Genomic DNA, 16,239 nt, shown 5'->3' on the forward strand with positions numbered 1-16,239 from the left:
GCGGCAATGAATATTCCACAGCTCACGGCCCTGTGCCTGCGTTATCAGGGAGTCTTGCTGGATGCCAGCGAAGAAGTGGTTCATGTTGCGGTGGTCGATGCCCCCTCACATGAGTTGCTGGACGCATTGCATTTCGTTACCACCAAACGTATTGAGATCACCTGCTGGACGCGCCAACAAATGGAAGGTCACGCCAGTCGCACACAACAGACATTGCCCGTAGCTGTTCAGGAGAAGCATCAGCCCAAAGCAGAGTTGCTGACTCGAACGTTACAATCTGCGCTGGAACAACGCGCGTCTGATATTCATATCGAACCAGCGGACAATGCCTACCGCATCCGCTTGCGTATCGACGGCGTATTGCATCCTTTACCGGATGTTTCACCGGATGCCGGAGTCGCATTAACAGCCAGATTAAAAGTGCTGGGAAACCTGGATATTGCGGAACATCGCCTGCCGCAGGACGGGCAATTCACTGTCGAACTGGCAGGAAACACCGTCTCATTTCGTATTGCGACCTTACCATGTCGGGGTGGTGAAAAGGTGGTATTAAGGTTGTTACAGCAGGTGAGCCAGGCACTGGATGTTAACACGCTGGGAATGCAGCCGTTACAACTGGCGGACTTTGCTCATGCCTTGCAACAACCACAGGGACTGGTGCTGGTAACTGGCCCTACAGGCAGCGGCAAAACGGTCACGCTTTATAGTGCCCTGCAAACGCTGAATACCGCTGACATTAATATTTGTAGCGTCGAAGATCCGGTTGAGATCCCCATAGCCGGACTAAACCAGACGCAAATCCATCCGCGTGCCGGGCTCACCTTTCAGGGTGTTTTGCGTGCGTTATTGCGCCAGGATCCTGACGTCATCATGATCGGAGAGATCCGCGATGGCGAAACGGCAGAAATTGCCATTAAAGCCGCGCAAACCGGTCACCTGGTGTTGTCCACGCTACACACCAATTCCACCACTGAAACGCTGGTACGTTTACAGCAAATGGGGGTCGCCCGCTGGATGCTATCATCGGCGCTTACGCTGGTAATAGCCCAGCCTCTGGTACGTAAACTTTGCCCACATTGTCGCCGACAGCAAGGGGAGCCCATCCATATTCCAGACACTGTATGGCCGTCGCCGCTGCCCCACTGGCAGGCACCCGGTTGTGTACATTGCTACCACGGTTTTTATGGTCGTACCGCCTTGTTTGAAGTCCTGCCCATTACACCAGCCATACGCCAGCTTATTTCCGCTAATACTGAAGTTGAATCGCTGGAAACGCACGCCCGACAGGCGGGTATGCGTACGCTTTTTGAAAACGGCTGCCTGGCCGTGGAGCAAGGCTTAACCACCTTTGAAGAGTTAATCCGCGTACTGGGGATGCCGCATGGCAAGTAAGCAACTCTGGCGCTGGCATGGCATAACCGGCGACGGCAATGCGCAAGATGGGATGCTATGGGCAGAGAGCCGTACTTTACTGCTTATGGCACTACAGCAACAGATGGTTACCCCACTAAGCCTGAAGCGAATCGCCATCAATTCTGCGCAGTGGCGAGGAGATAAAAGCGCGGAAGTCATTCATCAACTGGCGACGCTACTTAAAGCCGGGTTAACGCTTTCTGAAGGGCTGGCTCTGCTGGCGGAACAGCATCCCAGTAAGCAATGGCAAGCGTTGCTGCAATCGCTGGCGCACGATCTCGAACAGGGCATTGCTTTTTCCAATGCCTTATTACCCTGGTCAGAGGCATTTCCGCCGCTCTATCAGGCGATGATCCGCACGGGTGAACTGACCGGTAAGCTGGATGAATGCTGCTTTGAACTGGCGCGTCAGCAAAAATCCCAGCGTCAGTTGACCGACAAAGTGAAATCAGCGTTGCGTTATCCCATCATCATTTTAGCGATGGCAATCATGGTGGTTGTGGCAATGCTGCATTTTGTTCTGCCGGAGTTTGCCGCTATCTATAAGACCTTCAACACCCCACTACCGGCACTAACGCAGGGGATCATGACGCTGGCAGACTTTAGTGGCGAATGGGGCTGGCTGCTGGTGTTGTTCGGCTTTCTGCTGGCGATAGCCAATAAGTTGCTGATGCGCCGCCCGACCAGGCTTATCGCGCGGCAGAAATTGCTGTTACGCATCCCGATTATGGGTTCACTGATGAGGGGACAAAAACTCACGCAGATCTTTACGATTCTGGCGCTGACACAAAGTGCAGGCATTACTTTTTTACAGGGCGTAGAGAGCGTCAGAGAAACAATGCGCTGCCCGTACTGGGTGCAACTTCTGACACAAATCCAGCACGATATCAGTAACGGTCATCCCATCTGGCTGGCGCTAAAAAATGCCGGTGAGTTTAGCCCGCTCTGTTTGCAATTAGTGGGAACAGGAGAGGCATCCGGCTCGCTGGACCTCATGTTAGACAACCTCGCCCATCATCATCGGGATAACACAATGGCGCTGGCGGATAACCTCGCAGCCTTACTGGAACCGGCGTTGCTGATCATAACGGGAGGAATTATCGGTACGCTGGTGGTGGCAATGTATCTGCCAATTTTCCATTTAGGCGATGCGATGAGTGGGATGGGATAACGCTGGCGTGTTGCTCCACGCCAGCGTTGGGAGATTACAGGTTGTTGAAGATGCGGTTTTCTTGTTCCAGCACACGAATAAACGTGGTGCGCTTGGTCAGCTCTTTCAGGCGTGAAGCCCCAACGTATGTACAAGCTGAACGCAGGCCGCCCAAAATATCACGCGCGGTATTTTCAACCGGGCCTCGCAGCGGCAGCTTAACGGTTTTACCTTCTGCTGCGCGGTATTCCGCAACGCCGCCAACGTGACGTTTCATCGCAGACTCGGAGCTCATGCCGTAGAACAGCATAAATTTCTCGCCGTTCTCCTCAACGATGCGACCGCCGCTCTCTTCGTGGCCCGCCAGCATGCCGCCAAGCATGACGAAATCGGCACCGCCGCCAAAGGCTTTCGCCACATCGCCCGGCGTGGTACAGCCACCGTCGCAGACGATCATTCCGCCCAGACCGTGCGCCGCATCGGCACATTCGATTACCGCAGAAAGCTGCGGATAACCGACGCCTGTTTTGACGCGAGTTGTACAAACAGAACCTGGGCCAATGCCAACTTTAACGATATCAGCACCGGAGAGGATAAGCTCCTCACACATTTCACCAGTCACTACGTTGCCAGCACAAATGGTTTTGGTCGGCCACGCTTCACGCGCTTTCGCAACGAACTGCACGAAGTGTTCGGAATAACCATTCGCCACATCAATACAAACGAAGTTTAATGCCGGGTTCAGGTCGAGAATCTGTTTAGTTTTTTCGAAATCCGCATCAGACGTGCCGGTAGAAACCATCACATGTTTCAGCACATCAGCGGAAGAATTGTTGATAAACGCTTGCCACTCTTCGACAGAAAAGTGTTTATGCACAGCAGTCAGAATATCAAAAGAAGCCAGCGCAGAGGCCATAGAAAATGTGCCTACGGTGTCCATATTTGCGGCGATAATCGGCACGCCGGACCAGCTCTGACCTGAATGTTTGAAGGTGAATTGACGTTCCGAACGGCTTTTAAGAGTGGAGCGTTTAGGGCGGATGAGAACGTCTTTAAAACCTAACTTCAGATCTTCTTCAATACGCATGTGCGGATTCCTGGGGTTAATGGCTATAAGGGTAAGAGCGCAACTCCAGTGACGCTATCATACGCACTAATCAATGCGGCGCAAGACTGCGAAATTGTCTTTTTTTACGCTACAATCCCATAAATTTACCTGGTAAATAGTGAGCGAACGTTTCATCAATTTCACTTTCGCGCGCTCATTTTTAACGTTTTGATAATCATGATGAATTCCCGGGAATATAAATTATGGGGTATATAGTTGCCTTAACGGGAGGCATTGGCAGTGGTAAGAGTACCGTTGCCAATGCGTTTGCTGATCTCGGAATTAACGTCATTGATGCCGATATTATTGCGCGTCAGGTGGTTGAACCAGGTGCACCTGCGCTACATGCCATTGCTGATCACTTTGGCGAAAACATGATTGCTGCTGATGGAACATTGCAGCGCCGGGCCTTGCGCGAGCGGATCTTCGCCAACCCGGAAGAGAAAAACTGGCTTAACGACCTGCTGCATCCGCTGATTCAGCAAGAGACGCAACACCAGATCCAGCAAGCAACTTCCCCCTATGTACTGTGGGTTGTGCCATTGCTGGTAGAAAACTCACTGTATAAAAAAGCGAATCGAGTGCTGGTGGTGGATGTCAGCCCAGAAACGCAACTTAAGCGCACCATGCAGCGCGATGATGTAACTCGCGAACATGTCGAACAAATCCTTGCTGCTCAGGCAACGCGCGAAGCCCGCCTTGCCGTGGCAGATGACGTCATTGATAATAACGGCGCACCGGATGCTATCGCATCGGATGTTGCCCGCCTGCACGCACACTATTTGCAGCTTGCGTCGCAGTTTGTCTCACAGGAAAAACCGTAATGCAGACCCAGGTCCTTTTTGAACATCCACTAAATGAAAAAATGCGTACATGGCTGCGCATTGAGTTTTTGATTCAGCAACTCACCGTTAATTTACCCATCGTTGACCACGCTGGCGCGCTGCATTTCTTCCGTAATGTCAGTGAATTACTGGATGTTTTCGAGCGCGGCGAAGTCCGCACTGAGCTGTTGAAAGAACTTAACCGGCAGCAACGTAAACTCCAGACCTGGATTGGCGTGCCTGGCGTGGACCAGAGCCGTATTGAAGCATTAATTCAGCAGTTAAAAGCGGCGGGGAGCGTATTAATTTCCGCGCCGCGTATCGGGCAATTTCTGCGTGAAGATCGTTTGATTGCTCTGGTGCGTCAGCGACTGAGCATCCCAGGCGGCTGTTGCAGCTTTGATTTACCTACATTGCACATTTGGCTGCATCTACCCCAGGCGCAGCGCGACAGCCAGGTAGAAACCTGGATTGCCAGCCTGAACCCGCTCACCCAGGCACTTACCATGGTGCTGGATTTAATTCGCCAGTCGGCCCCCTTCCGTAAACAAACCAGCCTGAATGGTTTTTATCAGGATAACGGTGGCGATGCCGACTTGCTGCGCCTGAATCTGTCGCTCGATTCACAGCTTTATCCGCAAATTTCCGGACATAAGAGCCGTTTTGCCATTCGTTTTATGCCGCTGGACACTGAAAACGGACAGGTACCGGAACGTCTGGATTTCGAACTGGCCTGTTGCTAAGGAGTAAAAATGTCAGAAACTATTACGGTGAATTGCCCAACCTGCGGGAAAACGGTGGTGTGGGGTGAAATCAGCCCGTTTCGGCCATTTTGCTCCAAACGTTGTCAGCTGATCGACCTCGGAGAATGGGCTGCTGAAGAAAAACGAATCCCCAACAGTGGCGATCTTTCCGAAAGCGATGACTGGAGCGAAGAGCCAAAGCAGTGACATTTGTCTGATGCCTCACGTAGGCCTGATAAGACGCGGACAGCGTCGCATCAGGCATCTTGTGCAAATGTCGGATGCGGCGTGAACGCCTTATCCGACCTACAGACGCTTAAGCTTCGCAATTACCGGTTCATTGGCTGGCGGAAAATCATCGGCATTAAGACCGACCAGCGACATCCACTCACCGGGTTGCCCTTCTTTACCCCACGGCACCCCTTCCCAACTTTCGACCAGCCAGAACCACAGAGTTATATGCCTGTCCGGGAATTCATATTCCAGTTTTTCAAATAGCGAAAAATGTTGTGGGGTAATCCCGACCTCTTCCTGAAGTTCACGCACTACCGCCTGTTCCGGCGTTTCGCCCATTTCAATTTTACCGCCGGGAAACTCCAGTTTATTCGCCATGTGCGCATCTGCTGCGCGACGTGTTATAAAGATTTCATTGTTCTCGTTGCGAATAATACCTACCGCAATTTGCAGCTTTTTCATTGTCTTAAACCTATAAAAAAGGCGCAGAATCCTGCGCCTTTTACTTCAACTGTTAGCTTTTATTGCAGGCGACCATGGCACTGCTTGTATTTTTTACCAGAACCGCACGGGCAAGGATCGTTACGTCCTACTTTGCGTTCGCCGGTTTGCGCCGCCAGTGCAGCTGCGGCTGCAGAGTCGTCATCCTGATGGCTAAGCTGCTGCATTTGTGCTAAACGCTCGGCTTCCATACGACGCTGTTGTTCCAGCTCCTCAACCTCTTCAGGCATACGTACCTGAACTTTGCTCAGCGTACTGATAACTTCATATTTCAACGACTCCAGCATCGCTGCAAACATGGAGAACGATTCACGTTTGTATTCCTGCTTCGGATCTTTCTGTGCATAGCCACGCAGGTGGATACCCTGACGCAGATAGTCCATCGCTGCCAGGTGCTCTTTCCACAGGGAGTCAAGCGTTTGCAGCATGACGCCTTTCTCGAAGTGACGCATCATCTCAGCACCAACCACTTCTTCTTTACGCTGATACACTTCGATGGACTGCGCCAGAATGCGCTCACGCAGCGTCTCTTCATGCAGTTCTGGTTCTTTATCCAGCCACTCGGCAATTGGTAAATCGAGGTCGAAATCGTTCTTCAGACGTTCCTGCAGCCCCGGAATATCCCACATTTCTTCCAGCGACTGTGGCGGAATGTAGGCATCAATGGTGGCTTTGAACACATCTTCACGAATGCTGTTGATGGTTTCGCTCACATCGCTGACATCCAGCAGTTCGTTACGCTGGGAGTAAATGGCGCGACGCTGATCGTTAGCCACGTCATCATATTCCAGCAGTTGCTTACGAATGTCGAAGTTACGACTTTCAACTTTACGCTGGGCGTTGGCAATCACTTTAGTCACCCACGGGTGTTCAATGGCTTCGCCTGGCTTCATACCCAGTTTACGCATCATGCCGGATACTCGGTCGGAAGCAAAAATACGCATCAGCGCATCTTCCATCGACAGGTAGAAACGGGAAGAACCAGCATCCCCCTGACGACCAGAACGACCGCGCAACTGGTTATCGATACGACGGGATTCGTGACGCTCGGTACCGATGATATGCAGGCCACCTGCTTCCAGTACCGCATCGTGACGTACCTGCCAGTCGGCTTTAATTTTTTCAATTTGCTCTGCGGTCGGATTTTCCAGCGCGGCAACTTCTGCCTGCCAGCTACCTCCGAGCACAATATCTGTACCACGACCCGCCATGTTGGTCGCGATAGTCACCGCAGCCGGATAACCTGCCTGAGCAACAATCGCCGCTTCGTTGGCGTGGAATTTGGCGTTCAGGACATTGTGCTTAATACCGGCTTTGGTCAGTTCGTTTGACACCAGCTCCGATTTTTCGATGGAGATAGTACCCACCAGCACCGGCTGGCCTTTCGCAGTACGTTCTTTGATATCTTCAATGATCGCCTGAATTTTTTCCGCTTCAGTCATGTAGACCAGGTCCGGCAGATCTTTACGAATCATTGGACGGTTGGTCGGAACAACGACGGTATCCAGTTTGTAGATGGAGCTAAATTCGAAAGCTTCGGTATCAGCAGTACCGGTCATCCCCGCCAGTTTTTCATACAGACGGAAGTAGTTCTGGAAGGTGATCGAAGCCAGCGTTTGGTTTTCGTTCTGGATCTGCACACCTTCTTTCGCTTCCACAGCCTGGTGCAGACCATCGGACCAGCGTCGGCCCTGCATGGTACGACCGGTGTGTTCGTCAACGATGATAACTTCACCATCTTTAACGATGTAGTCGACGTCACGGGTAAACAGCGCATGAGCGCGCAGCGCCGCCGTTACGTGGTGCATCAGCATGATGTTGGCCGGAGAGTACAGAGACTCCCCTTCATCCATGATGCCCTCTTTCACCAGCAGTTCTTCAATCAGCACCAGACCACGTTCGGTCAGGTTCACCTGGCGAGATTTTTCGTCCACCGAGAAGTGGCCTTCGCCCTGGAAGGTTTCGGAGTCTTCTTTTTCCTGACGGATCAGGTGCGGAATAATTTTATTCACGCGTTTATACATTTCCGAGCTGTCTTCTGCCGGGCCGGAAATGATCAGCGGTGTACGCGCTTCATCGATCAGGATGGAGTCCACTTCGTCCACCAGCGCATAGTGCAGTTTACGCTGTACACGTTCTTCAGGGCTGAACGCCATGTTGTCGCGCAGGTAGTCAAAGCCGTATTCGTTGTTCGTACCGTAAGTGATGTCAGCTGCGTAAGCTTCGCGCTTTGCCGGTGCTGGCATGCCCGGCAGGTTGATACCAACAGTCAGGCCAAGGAATTCAAACAGCGGACGGTTGTTTTCGGCGTCACGTTGCGCCAGGTAGTCGTTGACGGTAACTACGTGCACGCCTTTACCGGTTAGTGCGTTCAGGTAAGCAGGCAGCGTTGCGGTCAGGGTTTTACCTTCACCGGTACGCATTTCGGCGATGCAGCGTTCGTTAAGAACCATACCGCCGAGTAACTGAACGTCGAAGTGACGCATACCAAAGACGCGCTTACTTGCCTCACGCACCACGGCGAAAGCTTCCGGGATCAGATTTTCCAGCACTTCGCCTTTTTCCAGACGCGCACGAAACTCTGCGGTTTTCCCTTTCAGTTCTTCATCGGAGAGTTTTTCCATCTCCGGTTCCATGGCATTGATGATGTTGACCACTTTGCGCATCCGGCGCAGGGTGCGATCGTTACGACTACCGAAAACTTTAGTTAACAATTTGATTAGCATAATAAAATCTCAAACACCCCGCGTTGCGGAGTTAATAAAATGAAGTAAAGGTTTATTGTTGTTAGGTGAGGCGTTGAGGGCCAGCACGGATGCCTTGCGCCTGGCTTATCCAGACGGGCGTGCTGAATTTTGCTTGTGGGGTAAAATGCGCATAATCAATGCGATAACCCTTTTCAGACGGCGTGCCTTCCTGGGTCAGCAGCGCACTGAGCGTATCCAGTAATGCAAGATGTTGCGCCTGAAGAGGCAAAGATTCTTCAGCAACGGGCAGTGTTTGCGGTGCCATTGCGAAAGAAAGATGACGGATTACCGTGCGAATAGCATGTTGATGCCAGTAATCAACGGAATAGTTCGAATTCGGGCGGCGCGTGTTCGCTTCCAGCAAGGCCAATTGACCAAAGTTAACTTTGGCTGAAGGCTCGTGGTTGCGGGTTGTCGCTTTTGCGGGCGCGTTTGGTTCGGCGGCGTTGCTGAGCGCAGGCAAACCTAAACTCGCCGCGACCATCCCTAATAAGAGATGCGGCCAGAAGTAGCGTTTACCAAACTGTCGCCAGCGCGTCAGTATTCCACTCACGTTATTGCCATCCCGATCGAATTCAAACGTATTTAGCGCACAAATCTTATCATTAAAGCCTGAAGTCCACAGCACGAATGAAGATAAGTTGTGCGTAAAAGTGCTTAAGAAAACAGCGTTCGCACCGTTTTTTATAGCTCTTATAAAATTCAAAAAAAAACGACTGGTTCACCTGGCCGGAGAGAGTGCCAGATTTGCCAGTCGAATTTTATACGACAGTATAAATGTCGTTATGCCAGTACAGCTGAAGGCGCTTTGAAGGCCAACGGCAGTTCTGCGTCGTCCTGGAAGGTCACATATTCCCAGGCTTCCTGTTTCGCCAGGACAGCCTGCAGCAGTTTGTTATTCAGTGCATGACCGGATTTATAAGCGGTAAATGCACCAATAATATTGTGACCACACATGAACAAGTCACCGATCGCATCGAGCATTTTGTGACGCACAAATTCGTCTTCAAAACGCAGGCCGTCTTCGTTCAGTACGCGATAATCGTCAACAACGATGGCACAATCGAAGCTGCCGCCCAGGCACAAACCACGGGACTGCAGATATTCGATATCACGCATGAAACCGAACGTACGCGCACGGCTGATCTGGCGCATAAACGCATCAGCGGAGAAGTTCATCGCATAGCGCTGGTTGCTGGAATCAATAGCCGGATGGTTAAAATCGATGGTGAAATCCAGCGAAAAACCATTGTACGGCTTAAATTCAGCCCACTTATCGCCATCTTCGACACGAACAGTCTCTTTGATGCGGACAAATTTTTTGGCGCAGTTCAACTCGTCGATACCGGCGTCAAGCAGCAGGTATACAAACGGAGCGGCGCTGCCGTCCATGATCGGGATTTCCGGCGCGTTAACTTCGATAACAATGTTATCGATGCCCAGGCCCGCGAGAGCAGCATTGAGGTGCTCTACGGTTGAAATCCGTACATCATGCTCGTTGACCAGACACGTACAGAGCATGGTATCACGCACAGATTTGGCATCGGCCGGGAAATCTACCGGTGGATTCAAGTCGGTGCGACGATAGATGACCCCGGTGTTGGCCGGCGCAGGGCGTAACGTCAGGGTGACTTTCTTGCCGGTATGTAAACCGACACCCGTCGCCTGAACGATACGTTTAAGTGTCCTTTGTTTGATCATCGTATTATCTCGCCAAATTACCTATCCAACCGAAGTGTACTATACATTCGGCGGGCCAGTTTAGCACAAAGAGCCTCGAAACCCAAATTCCAGTCAATTCTTAATCAGCTTGCTTACGTAGGAATGCTGGGATATCCAGATAATCCGGCTCTTTCGCAGTTTGCGGCGCATTGTCATTCACTACTTTAGCAACCGGCTTCTGCTCCTGGGTCAGCGGAGCCATCCCATGCTGCTGGTAGCGATCCATCACTGGCTGCTGAACCTGCTTATTGGTCACCAGAGTGATTTCAGGACGTTTGTCCATGCCGATACCTGTCGCAACAACGGTTACGCGCAGCTCGTCATTCATATCCGGGTCAAGAGAAGTACCGATAACCACAGTCGCGTTGTCGGAAGCAAATGCACGGATGGTGTTACCTACCGTTTCGAACTCATCCAGACGCAGGTCGAAGCCCGCCGTGATGTTAACCAGCACGCCGCGCGCGCCAGACAGGTCGATATCTTCCAGCAGCGGAGAAGAGATAGCCATTTCAGCAGCTTCTTCCGCACGGTCTTCACCGCTCGCCACGCCAGAACCCATCATTGCGTAGCCCATTTCAGACATTACGGTGCGTACGTCTGCAAAGTCCACGTTCATCAAACCCGGACGAGTAATCAGTTCGGCGATACCTTGCACAGCGCCTTTCAGTACATCGTTCGCTGCGCCAAACGCATCCAGCAGGGAGATACCGCGGCCCAGAACTTTCAGCAGTTTGTCGTTCGGGATAGTGATCAGAGAGTCCACATGCTTGGACAGTTCAGTGATCCCCTGCTCGGCGAATGCCATACGCTTCTTGCCTTCAAAGTTGAAAGGCTTAGTGACGACAGCAACGGTCAGGATACCCAAATCTTTTGCCACTTCAGCGACGACTGGTGCTGCACCTGTACCGGTACCACCACCCATACCCGCAGCAATAAAGACCATGTCTGCACCTTCCAGCGCCGCACGCAATGCATCGCGATCCTCATCAGCCGCATTGCGGCCAACTTCTGGATTAGCGCCAGCGCCCAGTCCTTTGGTGATACCGCTACCGATTTGAATCGTCTGTCCAACCGCTGTTTTACGCAGCGCTTGTGCATCGGTATTTACCGCGAAGAATTCAACACCTTCAATACGCTCGCGCACCATGTGTTCAACAGCATTACCGCCGCCGCCACCGACGCCGATGACTTTAATCACCGCGTCATTGGTAAGTTCCATTGGTTCAAACATAGTTTCTCTCCGATTTGTGCCTGTCGCCTGAGGCCGTAATCATCGTCGGCCTCATAAAAATTAAAACTCTTTTCGCAACCAACTATTGAGTCGCTTGATCCACGAGCCAACTGATGCTGTAACACGTTTTTCTACTTCAGCTTCACCGTTAAGATGTGACTCTTTCCCATAGTGAAGCAATCCCACCGCCGTCGAATAATACGGCTCCTGAGCATAATCCGTTAAACCGGTAATGTTCAGCGGCGCGCCGATACGCACTTGCGTATGAAACACGCGCTGAGCACAGGCTGCAAGACCTTCGATCTGCGCTGCGCCACCGGTTAATACAATGCCTGCCGCCAAGTGATGTTTAACCCCTTGTTGGCGAAGCTTTTCCTGCAACTGCAATATCTCTTCGTTGACCAGGTTGAGCAACTCGGTATAGCGCGGCTCGATCACCTCTGCCAGGGTCTGACGTTGCAGACTCCGCGGCGGACGACCGCCTACGCTCGGTACTTCCACGCTCTCATCTTTTCCAACGATGGAACCCAGCGCACAACCGTGGCGAACTTTAATCGCTTCGGCGTCGCTTGGCGGCGTGCCAAAGGCGTAAGCGATATCACTGGTCACGACATTGCCAGCATAAGGAATTACCTTAGTGTGGCGCAATGCCCCACCGGTATAAACGGCGATATCCATTGTACCACCACCGATATCGACGACGCAGACACCCAGTTCACGTTCATCTTCCGTCAATACCGAATAACTTGATGCCAGTCCGGCAAATATCAGTTGGTCAACTTTCAGCCCACAACGTTCAACCGCTTTGACGATGTTTTTCGCCATATCGTTGTGACATGTGATCAGGTGCACTTTTGCCTGCATCCGCACACCCGAAAGTCCTACCGGATTCTTGATCCCTTCCTGATAGTCAATCGCATACTCTTGCGGGATCACATGCAGCACACGATGCTCATCGCGCACACGCACCGATTTCGCGGTATGGACGACGTTTTCCACATCTTCTTGCGTCACTTCTTCTTCAGAAATAGGCACCATACCAATTTCATTCTGGCAGCTGATGTGCTTACCAGAAAGCGCCAGATATACCGAAGAGATCTGACAATCTGCCATCAATTCTGCCTGGTCAATGGCGCGTTGTACGCACTTGACCACGGATTCGAGGTCGTTCACCCCGCCTTTATCCATACCACGTGACGGGCAGCTGCCCACGCCAATGATATTGACCATACCGTCGGGCAGAACTTCCCCTACTAAAGCGGCAACCTTCGCGGTACCAATTTCCAGTCCTACTACCAGTTTTCTGTCCGTCGCCTTGATCATTGTTGTTCTGCCTGTGCCTGATTTTGTTGCTGAGTAGATTCCTCTGGCGGCAAGGGCGCCCAGCCTACTGCAGCTCCAGAGTCATAACGCAAATCAACGTAGCTAATCCGTTTGCCATCGGTTTGCGCCTGCTGCTGTAAAACCGGATAAAGTTCTACAAAGCGAGCCAAACGTTTCATCGTATCGCCCCGGCCAAGATTGAGCTTAATATCGTTATTCAGCGTCAACTGCCAGGAACGCCGCGCGGTCATCGCCGCTTCCTTCAGAGTAAATCTGTCCTTTGCCAGCATCTGCCCCATTTCGCGATAGCCCTGCAACACTTCATTAGCGCTGCCTTCCGGGCCATACAGCATTGGAAGCACCTGCTTGCTGGTGCGATCTGGCGGCACGCTGAAGGTGTTTCCTTCCGCGTCTACCATGTGTTGATCATTCCACCGCGCAATCGGCACATATTCAACCAGATGAATCTTCAATTCATCAGGCCACTGCTTTCTGACGCTCACCTGCTTAATCCACGGCAGGCGTTGTTCTATTTGCGTCTGGATGATGTTGACATCCTGGGTCATAAAGGTACCCGGCTCACCCAATGCCAGGATCGACTGCCGGATATCGTCATTACGCGTGTAATGGCGTTCACCGGTCAACACCAGCTTTGAGAGCGGCAGGCGTTGCGCATCTTCCATCCAGCTCAACACGACCCAGCCGCTCACCAACACTGTCGTTAAAACGGTCAGCAGGAAAAGGATCCCCGCCAGACGCGTTCCATTATTGCGGCGAGAAGAAACCTCTTCTTCGCTGTTTCGCGTGTTCAGAGCAGCCTGCGACATATTAGTCCGCCAGTTCCAGAATTCGTACTACCAACTGCGAGAAGCTCATACCTGCCTGACGTGCCGCCATCGGCACCAGGCTGTGGCTGGTCATACCCGGTGAGGTATTGGCTTCCAGCAGATAAAACTGTCCATCGCTGTCCAGCATAACGTCAATACGTCCCCATCCTTTGCAACCTAACGTCGTCCATGCTTTCAGCACTAATGCCTGCAAATTGGCCTCTTGTGACGCTTCCAGACCTGCGGGGCAGAAATACTGTGTCTCATCAGAGAGATACTTCGCCTCATAATCATAGAAGGTTCCGGACGGTTGAATACGTATTGACGGTAAAATTTCTTCACCGAGTATCGCAACCGTGAACTCCGGCCCACTTAGCCATTTTTCAATCAATACTTCTTCATCGTGCTGAAATGCCAATCTTAATGCATCTTGTAGAGCATTTTCTGCTACTACTTTTGACATTCCCACACTGGAACCTTCGCGGCTCGGCTTAACGATAACCGGCAAACCCAGAGCAGAAATTTCTGCTAACTGCTTATCGCTCAGGCCTTTTTCAAACTCTGCGCGGGTTAACGCTACCCACGGCGCGACCGGTAAACCGGCACCTTGCCACAGAAGTTTGCTGCGTAGTTTATCTATTGAAAGCGCAGATGCCATCACTCCGCTGCCGGTATAAGGCAAGCCCATCAGCTCGAGCATGCCCTGCAGCGTACCATCTTCACCGCCGCGACCGTGTAGCGCGATAAACACTTTCTGAAAACCCATCGACTTCAGTTGCGTCACGTCGACTTCTTTCGGGTCGACAGGATACGCATCAATACCGCCTTCACGCAGCCCGGCTAACACCGCTGCGCCAGAATTCAGAGAAACTTCCCGCTCAGCGGAAGTCCCGCCCAACAGGACCGCGATTTTATCAGTCATGTTGTTCTTCCTCCGGAGTTTGCGGCTTCAGTTTGATTTCAGCTAAAGAACGGGCAATTTTTCCGATATTACCAGCCCCCTGAACGAGAATCAGGTCGTTACCGGTTAATACCGGTGCCAGCATCTCGGCTACCTGCGCAGGGTCCGGCACCAGAATGGGATCAATTTTCCCACGTCCACGAATTGTGCGACACAGCGAACGGCTGTCCGCTCCCGGAATTGGCGCTTCGCCAGCCGGATACACTTCCAGCATCAACAGGGTATCAACCTGCGTCAGCACATTGGCGAAATCATCATACAGGTCGCGCGTACGGGTAAAACGGTGCGGCTGAAACAGCATTACCAAGTTTTTATCCGGCCAGCCTGCGCGCGCCGCTTTAATGGTGGCGTCAACTTCCGTCGGGTGGTGGCCGTAGTCATCGACCAGCATTGCCGTACCGCTTTTACCATTCACTGGCTCCAGCGGGAATTCACCGAGGAAATCAAAACGGCGACCAGTCCCCTGGAAGCTCTCCAGCGCACGCAAAATAGCCTCGTCGTCAATTCCCTCTTCCGTAGCAACCGCAACCGCAGCTGCGGCGTTCAGCGCGTTATGACGGCCTGGCGCATTCAGGGTGACGCGCATCGGCTCTTTGTCCTGACGCAGCAGCGTAAAGTGCCCCTGCGGGCCAATCTGCTGATAATCTTCTACACGCACGTCGGCATCTTCGCTGAAGCCGTAAGTTGTGGTCTGACGTCCCACACGCGGTAACAATTCGCGGATCACCGGATCATCAACACACATCACCGCACGACCGTAAAAAGGCAGGTTGTGCAGAAAATTAATAAAGGTCTGTTTTAAATTCTCAAAGTCGCCCTGGTAGGTATCCATGTGGTCGGCTTCGATATTGGTGACAATCGCCACCATCGGTTGCAGATGCAGGAACGATGCATCACTCTCATCTGCTTCGGCAATCAGGTACCGACCATGCCCCAAACGCGCATGAACCCCCGCCGCTTTTACCAGCCCGCCGTTAACGAAGGTTGGGTCGAGCCCCGCTTCTGCGTAGATGCTGGAAACCATCGCGGTAGTTGTCGTTTTGCCGTGCGTTCCTGCAATGGCGATGCCATGACGAAAACGCATTAACTCAGCCAGCATTTCGGCACGACGGATCACCGGAATACGCGCTTCATGAGCTGCGACAATTTCCGGGTTGTCGGCAGAAATGGCGCTGGAAACAACGACCACGCTGGCATCACGTACGTTTTCCGGGCGATGGTTGAAATAAATCGTCGCACCCAGATTCAGTAACTGCTGCGTGACCGGATTTGGCGCTAAATCGGAACCACTGATCTGATAACCTTCATTGGCCAGAACTTCGGCAATACCGCCCATACCGGCACCACCAATGCCGACAAAATGTATGTGCCGAACGCGACGCATTTCGGGCACGATGGAACGCAGTTTTGCCAATTGTTGTGTATTCATTCTTTACGCCATTAACTTCTTAAATT

General features: G+C 52.1%; 15 protein-coding genes and 1 pseudogene. 5 read left to right on the top strand and 11 right to left on the bottom strand.

Annotated features, from left to right (window positions below):
* Positions 1–6 precede the first annotated feature (6 nt).
* Together gspE and hofC are read left to right on the top strand one after the other, a co-directional pair.
* Positions 7–1,392, top strand: coding sequence for a type II secretion system protein GspE (gspE, locus tag ACUU1M_RS04005; protein ID WP_152028876.1), 1,386 nt, complete (start codon positions 7–9; stop codon positions 1,390–1,392).
* A complete protein-coding gene (hofC, locus tag ACUU1M_RS04010) occupies positions 1,382–2,584 on the top strand; it encodes a protein transport protein HofC (protein WP_000157257.1) in 1,203 nt (400 codons plus the stop codon). The genes gspE and hofC overlap by 11 nt, the downstream gene beginning before the upstream one ends.
* Positions 2,585–2,618: 34 nt before the next feature.
* Here the strand turns inward: hofC and guaC are convergent, their stop codons facing one another.
* Both guaC and ACUU1M_RS04020 read right to left on the bottom strand, forming a co-directional pair.
* Positions 2,619–3,650, bottom strand: a complete 1,032-nt coding sequence (gene guaC / locus ACUU1M_RS04015; RefSeq protein WP_001217370.1) for a GMP reductase — start codon at positions 3,648–3,650, stop codon at positions 2,619–2,621.
* Between the two features lie 161 nt (positions 3,651–3,811).
* Positions 3,812–3,850, bottom strand: a pseudogene (locus ACUU1M_RS04020) (hypothetical protein).
* Between the two features lie 24 nt (positions 3,851–3,874).
* Between ACUU1M_RS04020 and coaE the strand changes: the two are divergent.
* The 3 genes from coaE to yacG are packed head-to-tail and all read left to right on the top strand — an operon-like array spanning position 3,875 to position 5,445.
* A complete protein-coding gene (gene coaE / locus ACUU1M_RS04025) occupies positions 3,875–4,495 on the top strand; it encodes a dephospho-CoA kinase (RefSeq protein ID WP_000540596.1) in 621 nt (206 codons plus the stop codon).
* Entirely contained in the window at positions 4,495–5,238 is a 744-nt protein-coding gene (gene zapD, locus ACUU1M_RS04030; RefSeq protein ID WP_001194737.1) for a cell division protein ZapD, read from the top strand. The genes coaE and zapD overlap by 1 nt, the downstream gene beginning before the upstream one ends.
* 9 nt (positions 5,239–5,247) lie before the next feature.
* The gene (gene yacG / locus ACUU1M_RS04035) at positions 5,248–5,445 is read left to right on the top strand and encodes a DNA gyrase inhibitor YacG (protein WP_000005035.1); all 198 of its coding nucleotides are present in this window, start codon (positions 5,248–5,250) and stop codon (positions 5,443–5,445) included.
* Between the two features lie 99 nt (positions 5,446–5,544).
* Here yacG and mutT read toward each other — a convergent pair whose 3' ends face one another.
* The 9 genes from mutT to murC form a co-directional block, all read right to left on the bottom strand.
* Complete coding sequence (mutT, locus tag ACUU1M_RS04040) at positions 5,545–5,934, bottom strand: 8-oxo-dGTP diphosphatase MutT (RefSeq protein WP_000736027.1); 390 nt, start codon at positions 5,932–5,934, stop codon at positions 5,545–5,547.
* Between the two features lie 59 nt (positions 5,935–5,993).
* A complete protein-coding gene (gene secA, locus ACUU1M_RS04045) occupies positions 5,994–8,699 on the bottom strand; it encodes a preprotein translocase subunit SecA (protein ID WP_000905792.1) in 2,706 nt (901 codons plus the stop codon).
* Between the two features lie 61 nt (positions 8,700–8,760).
* On the bottom strand, positions 8,761–9,273 hold the full coding sequence (gene secM, locus ACUU1M_RS04050; protein WP_000014321.1) for a secA translation cis-regulator SecM: 513 nt from the start codon (positions 9,271–9,273) through the stop codon (positions 8,761–8,763).
* Positions 9,274–9,503: 230 nt separating this feature from the next.
* On the bottom strand, positions 9,504–10,421 hold the full coding sequence (gene lpxC / locus ACUU1M_RS04055) for a UDP-3-O-acyl-N-acetylglucosamine deacetylase (protein ID WP_000595482.1): 918 nt from the start codon (positions 10,419–10,421) through the stop codon (positions 9,504–9,506).
* Between the two features lie 100 nt (positions 10,422–10,521).
* A complete protein-coding gene (gene ftsZ, locus ACUU1M_RS04060; protein WP_000462776.1) occupies positions 10,522–11,673 on the bottom strand; it encodes a cell division protein FtsZ in 1,152 nt (383 codons plus the stop codon).
* Between the two features lie 60 nt (positions 11,674–11,733).
* Entirely contained in the window at positions 11,734–12,996 is a 1,263-nt protein-coding gene (gene ftsA / locus ACUU1M_RS04065) for a cell division protein FtsA (protein WP_000588474.1), read from the bottom strand.
* Positions 12,993–13,823, bottom strand: coding sequence for a cell division protein FtsQ (gene ftsQ, locus ACUU1M_RS04070; RefSeq protein WP_000075753.1), 831 nt, complete (start codon positions 13,821–13,823; stop codon positions 12,993–12,995). The genes ftsA and ftsQ overlap by 4 nt, the downstream gene beginning before the upstream one ends.
* Position 13,824: 1 nt before the next feature.
* Positions 13,825–14,745 (bottom strand): D-alanine--D-alanine ligase, encoded by a 921-nt coding sequence (gene ddlB, locus ACUU1M_RS04075; protein WP_000130035.1) that lies wholly within the window; start codon positions 14,743–14,745, stop codon positions 13,825–13,827.
* Complete coding sequence (murC, locus tag ACUU1M_RS04080; RefSeq protein WP_001096033.1) at positions 14,738–16,213, bottom strand: UDP-N-acetylmuramate--L-alanine ligase; 1,476 nt, start codon at positions 16,211–16,213, stop codon at positions 14,738–14,740. The genes ddlB and murC overlap by 8 nt, the downstream gene beginning before the upstream one ends.
* Positions 16,214–16,239: the final 26 nt, after the last annotated feature.

The organism is Shigella sp. SIG6 (assembly GCF_053555815.1).

What these genes read in the sequence shown, in the direction of transcription:
- coaE (WP_000540596.1), top strand. Translation starts at nt 3,875, where the DNA reads ATGGGGTATATAGTTGCCTTAACGGGAGGCATTGGCAGTGGTAAGAGT.
- murC (WP_001096033.1), bottom strand. Translation starts at nt 16,213, where the DNA reads ATGAATACACAACAATTGGCAAAACTGCGTTCCATCGTGCCCGAAATG.
- secA (WP_000905792.1), bottom strand. Translation starts at nt 8,699, where the DNA reads ATGCTAATCAAATTGTTAACTAAAGTTTTCGGTAGTCGTAACGATCGC.
- gspE (WP_152028876.1), top strand. Translation starts at nt 7, where the DNA reads ATGAATATTCCACAGCTCACGGCCCTGTGCCTGCGTTATCAGGGAGTC.
- guaC (WP_001217370.1), bottom strand. Translation starts at nt 3,650, where the DNA reads ATGCGTATTGAAGAAGATCTGAAGTTAGGTTTTAAAGACGTTCTCATC.
- ddlB (WP_000130035.1), bottom strand. Translation starts at nt 14,745, where the DNA reads ATGACTGATAAAATCGCGGTCCTGTTGGGCGGGACTTCCGCTGAGCGG.
- zapD (WP_001194737.1), top strand. Translation starts at nt 4,495, where the DNA reads ATGCAGACCCAGGTCCTTTTTGAACATCCACTAAATGAAAAAATGCGT.
- ftsQ (WP_000075753.1), bottom strand. Translation starts at nt 13,823, where the DNA reads ATGTCGCAGGCTGCTCTGAACACGCGAAACAGCGAAGAAGAGGTTTCT.
- hofC (WP_000157257.1), top strand. Translation starts at nt 1,382, where the DNA reads ATGGCAAGTAAGCAACTCTGGCGCTGGCATGGCATAACCGGCGACGGC.
- mutT (WP_000736027.1), bottom strand. Translation starts at nt 5,934, where the DNA reads ATGAAAAAGCTGCAAATTGCGGTAGGTATTATTCGCAACGAGAACAAT.
- yacG (WP_000005035.1), top strand. Translation starts at nt 5,248, where the DNA reads ATGTCAGAAACTATTACGGTGAATTGCCCAACCTGCGGGAAAACGGTG.
- ftsA (WP_000588474.1), bottom strand. Translation starts at nt 12,996, where the DNA reads ATGATCAAGGCGACGGACAGAAAACTGGTAGTAGGACTGGAAATTGGT.
- ftsZ (WP_000462776.1), bottom strand. Translation starts at nt 11,673, where the DNA reads ATGTTTGAACCAATGGAACTTACCAATGACGCGGTGATTAAAGTCATC.
- lpxC (WP_000595482.1), bottom strand. Translation starts at nt 10,421, where the DNA reads ATGATCAAACAAAGGACACTTAAACGTATCGTTCAGGCGACGGGTGTC.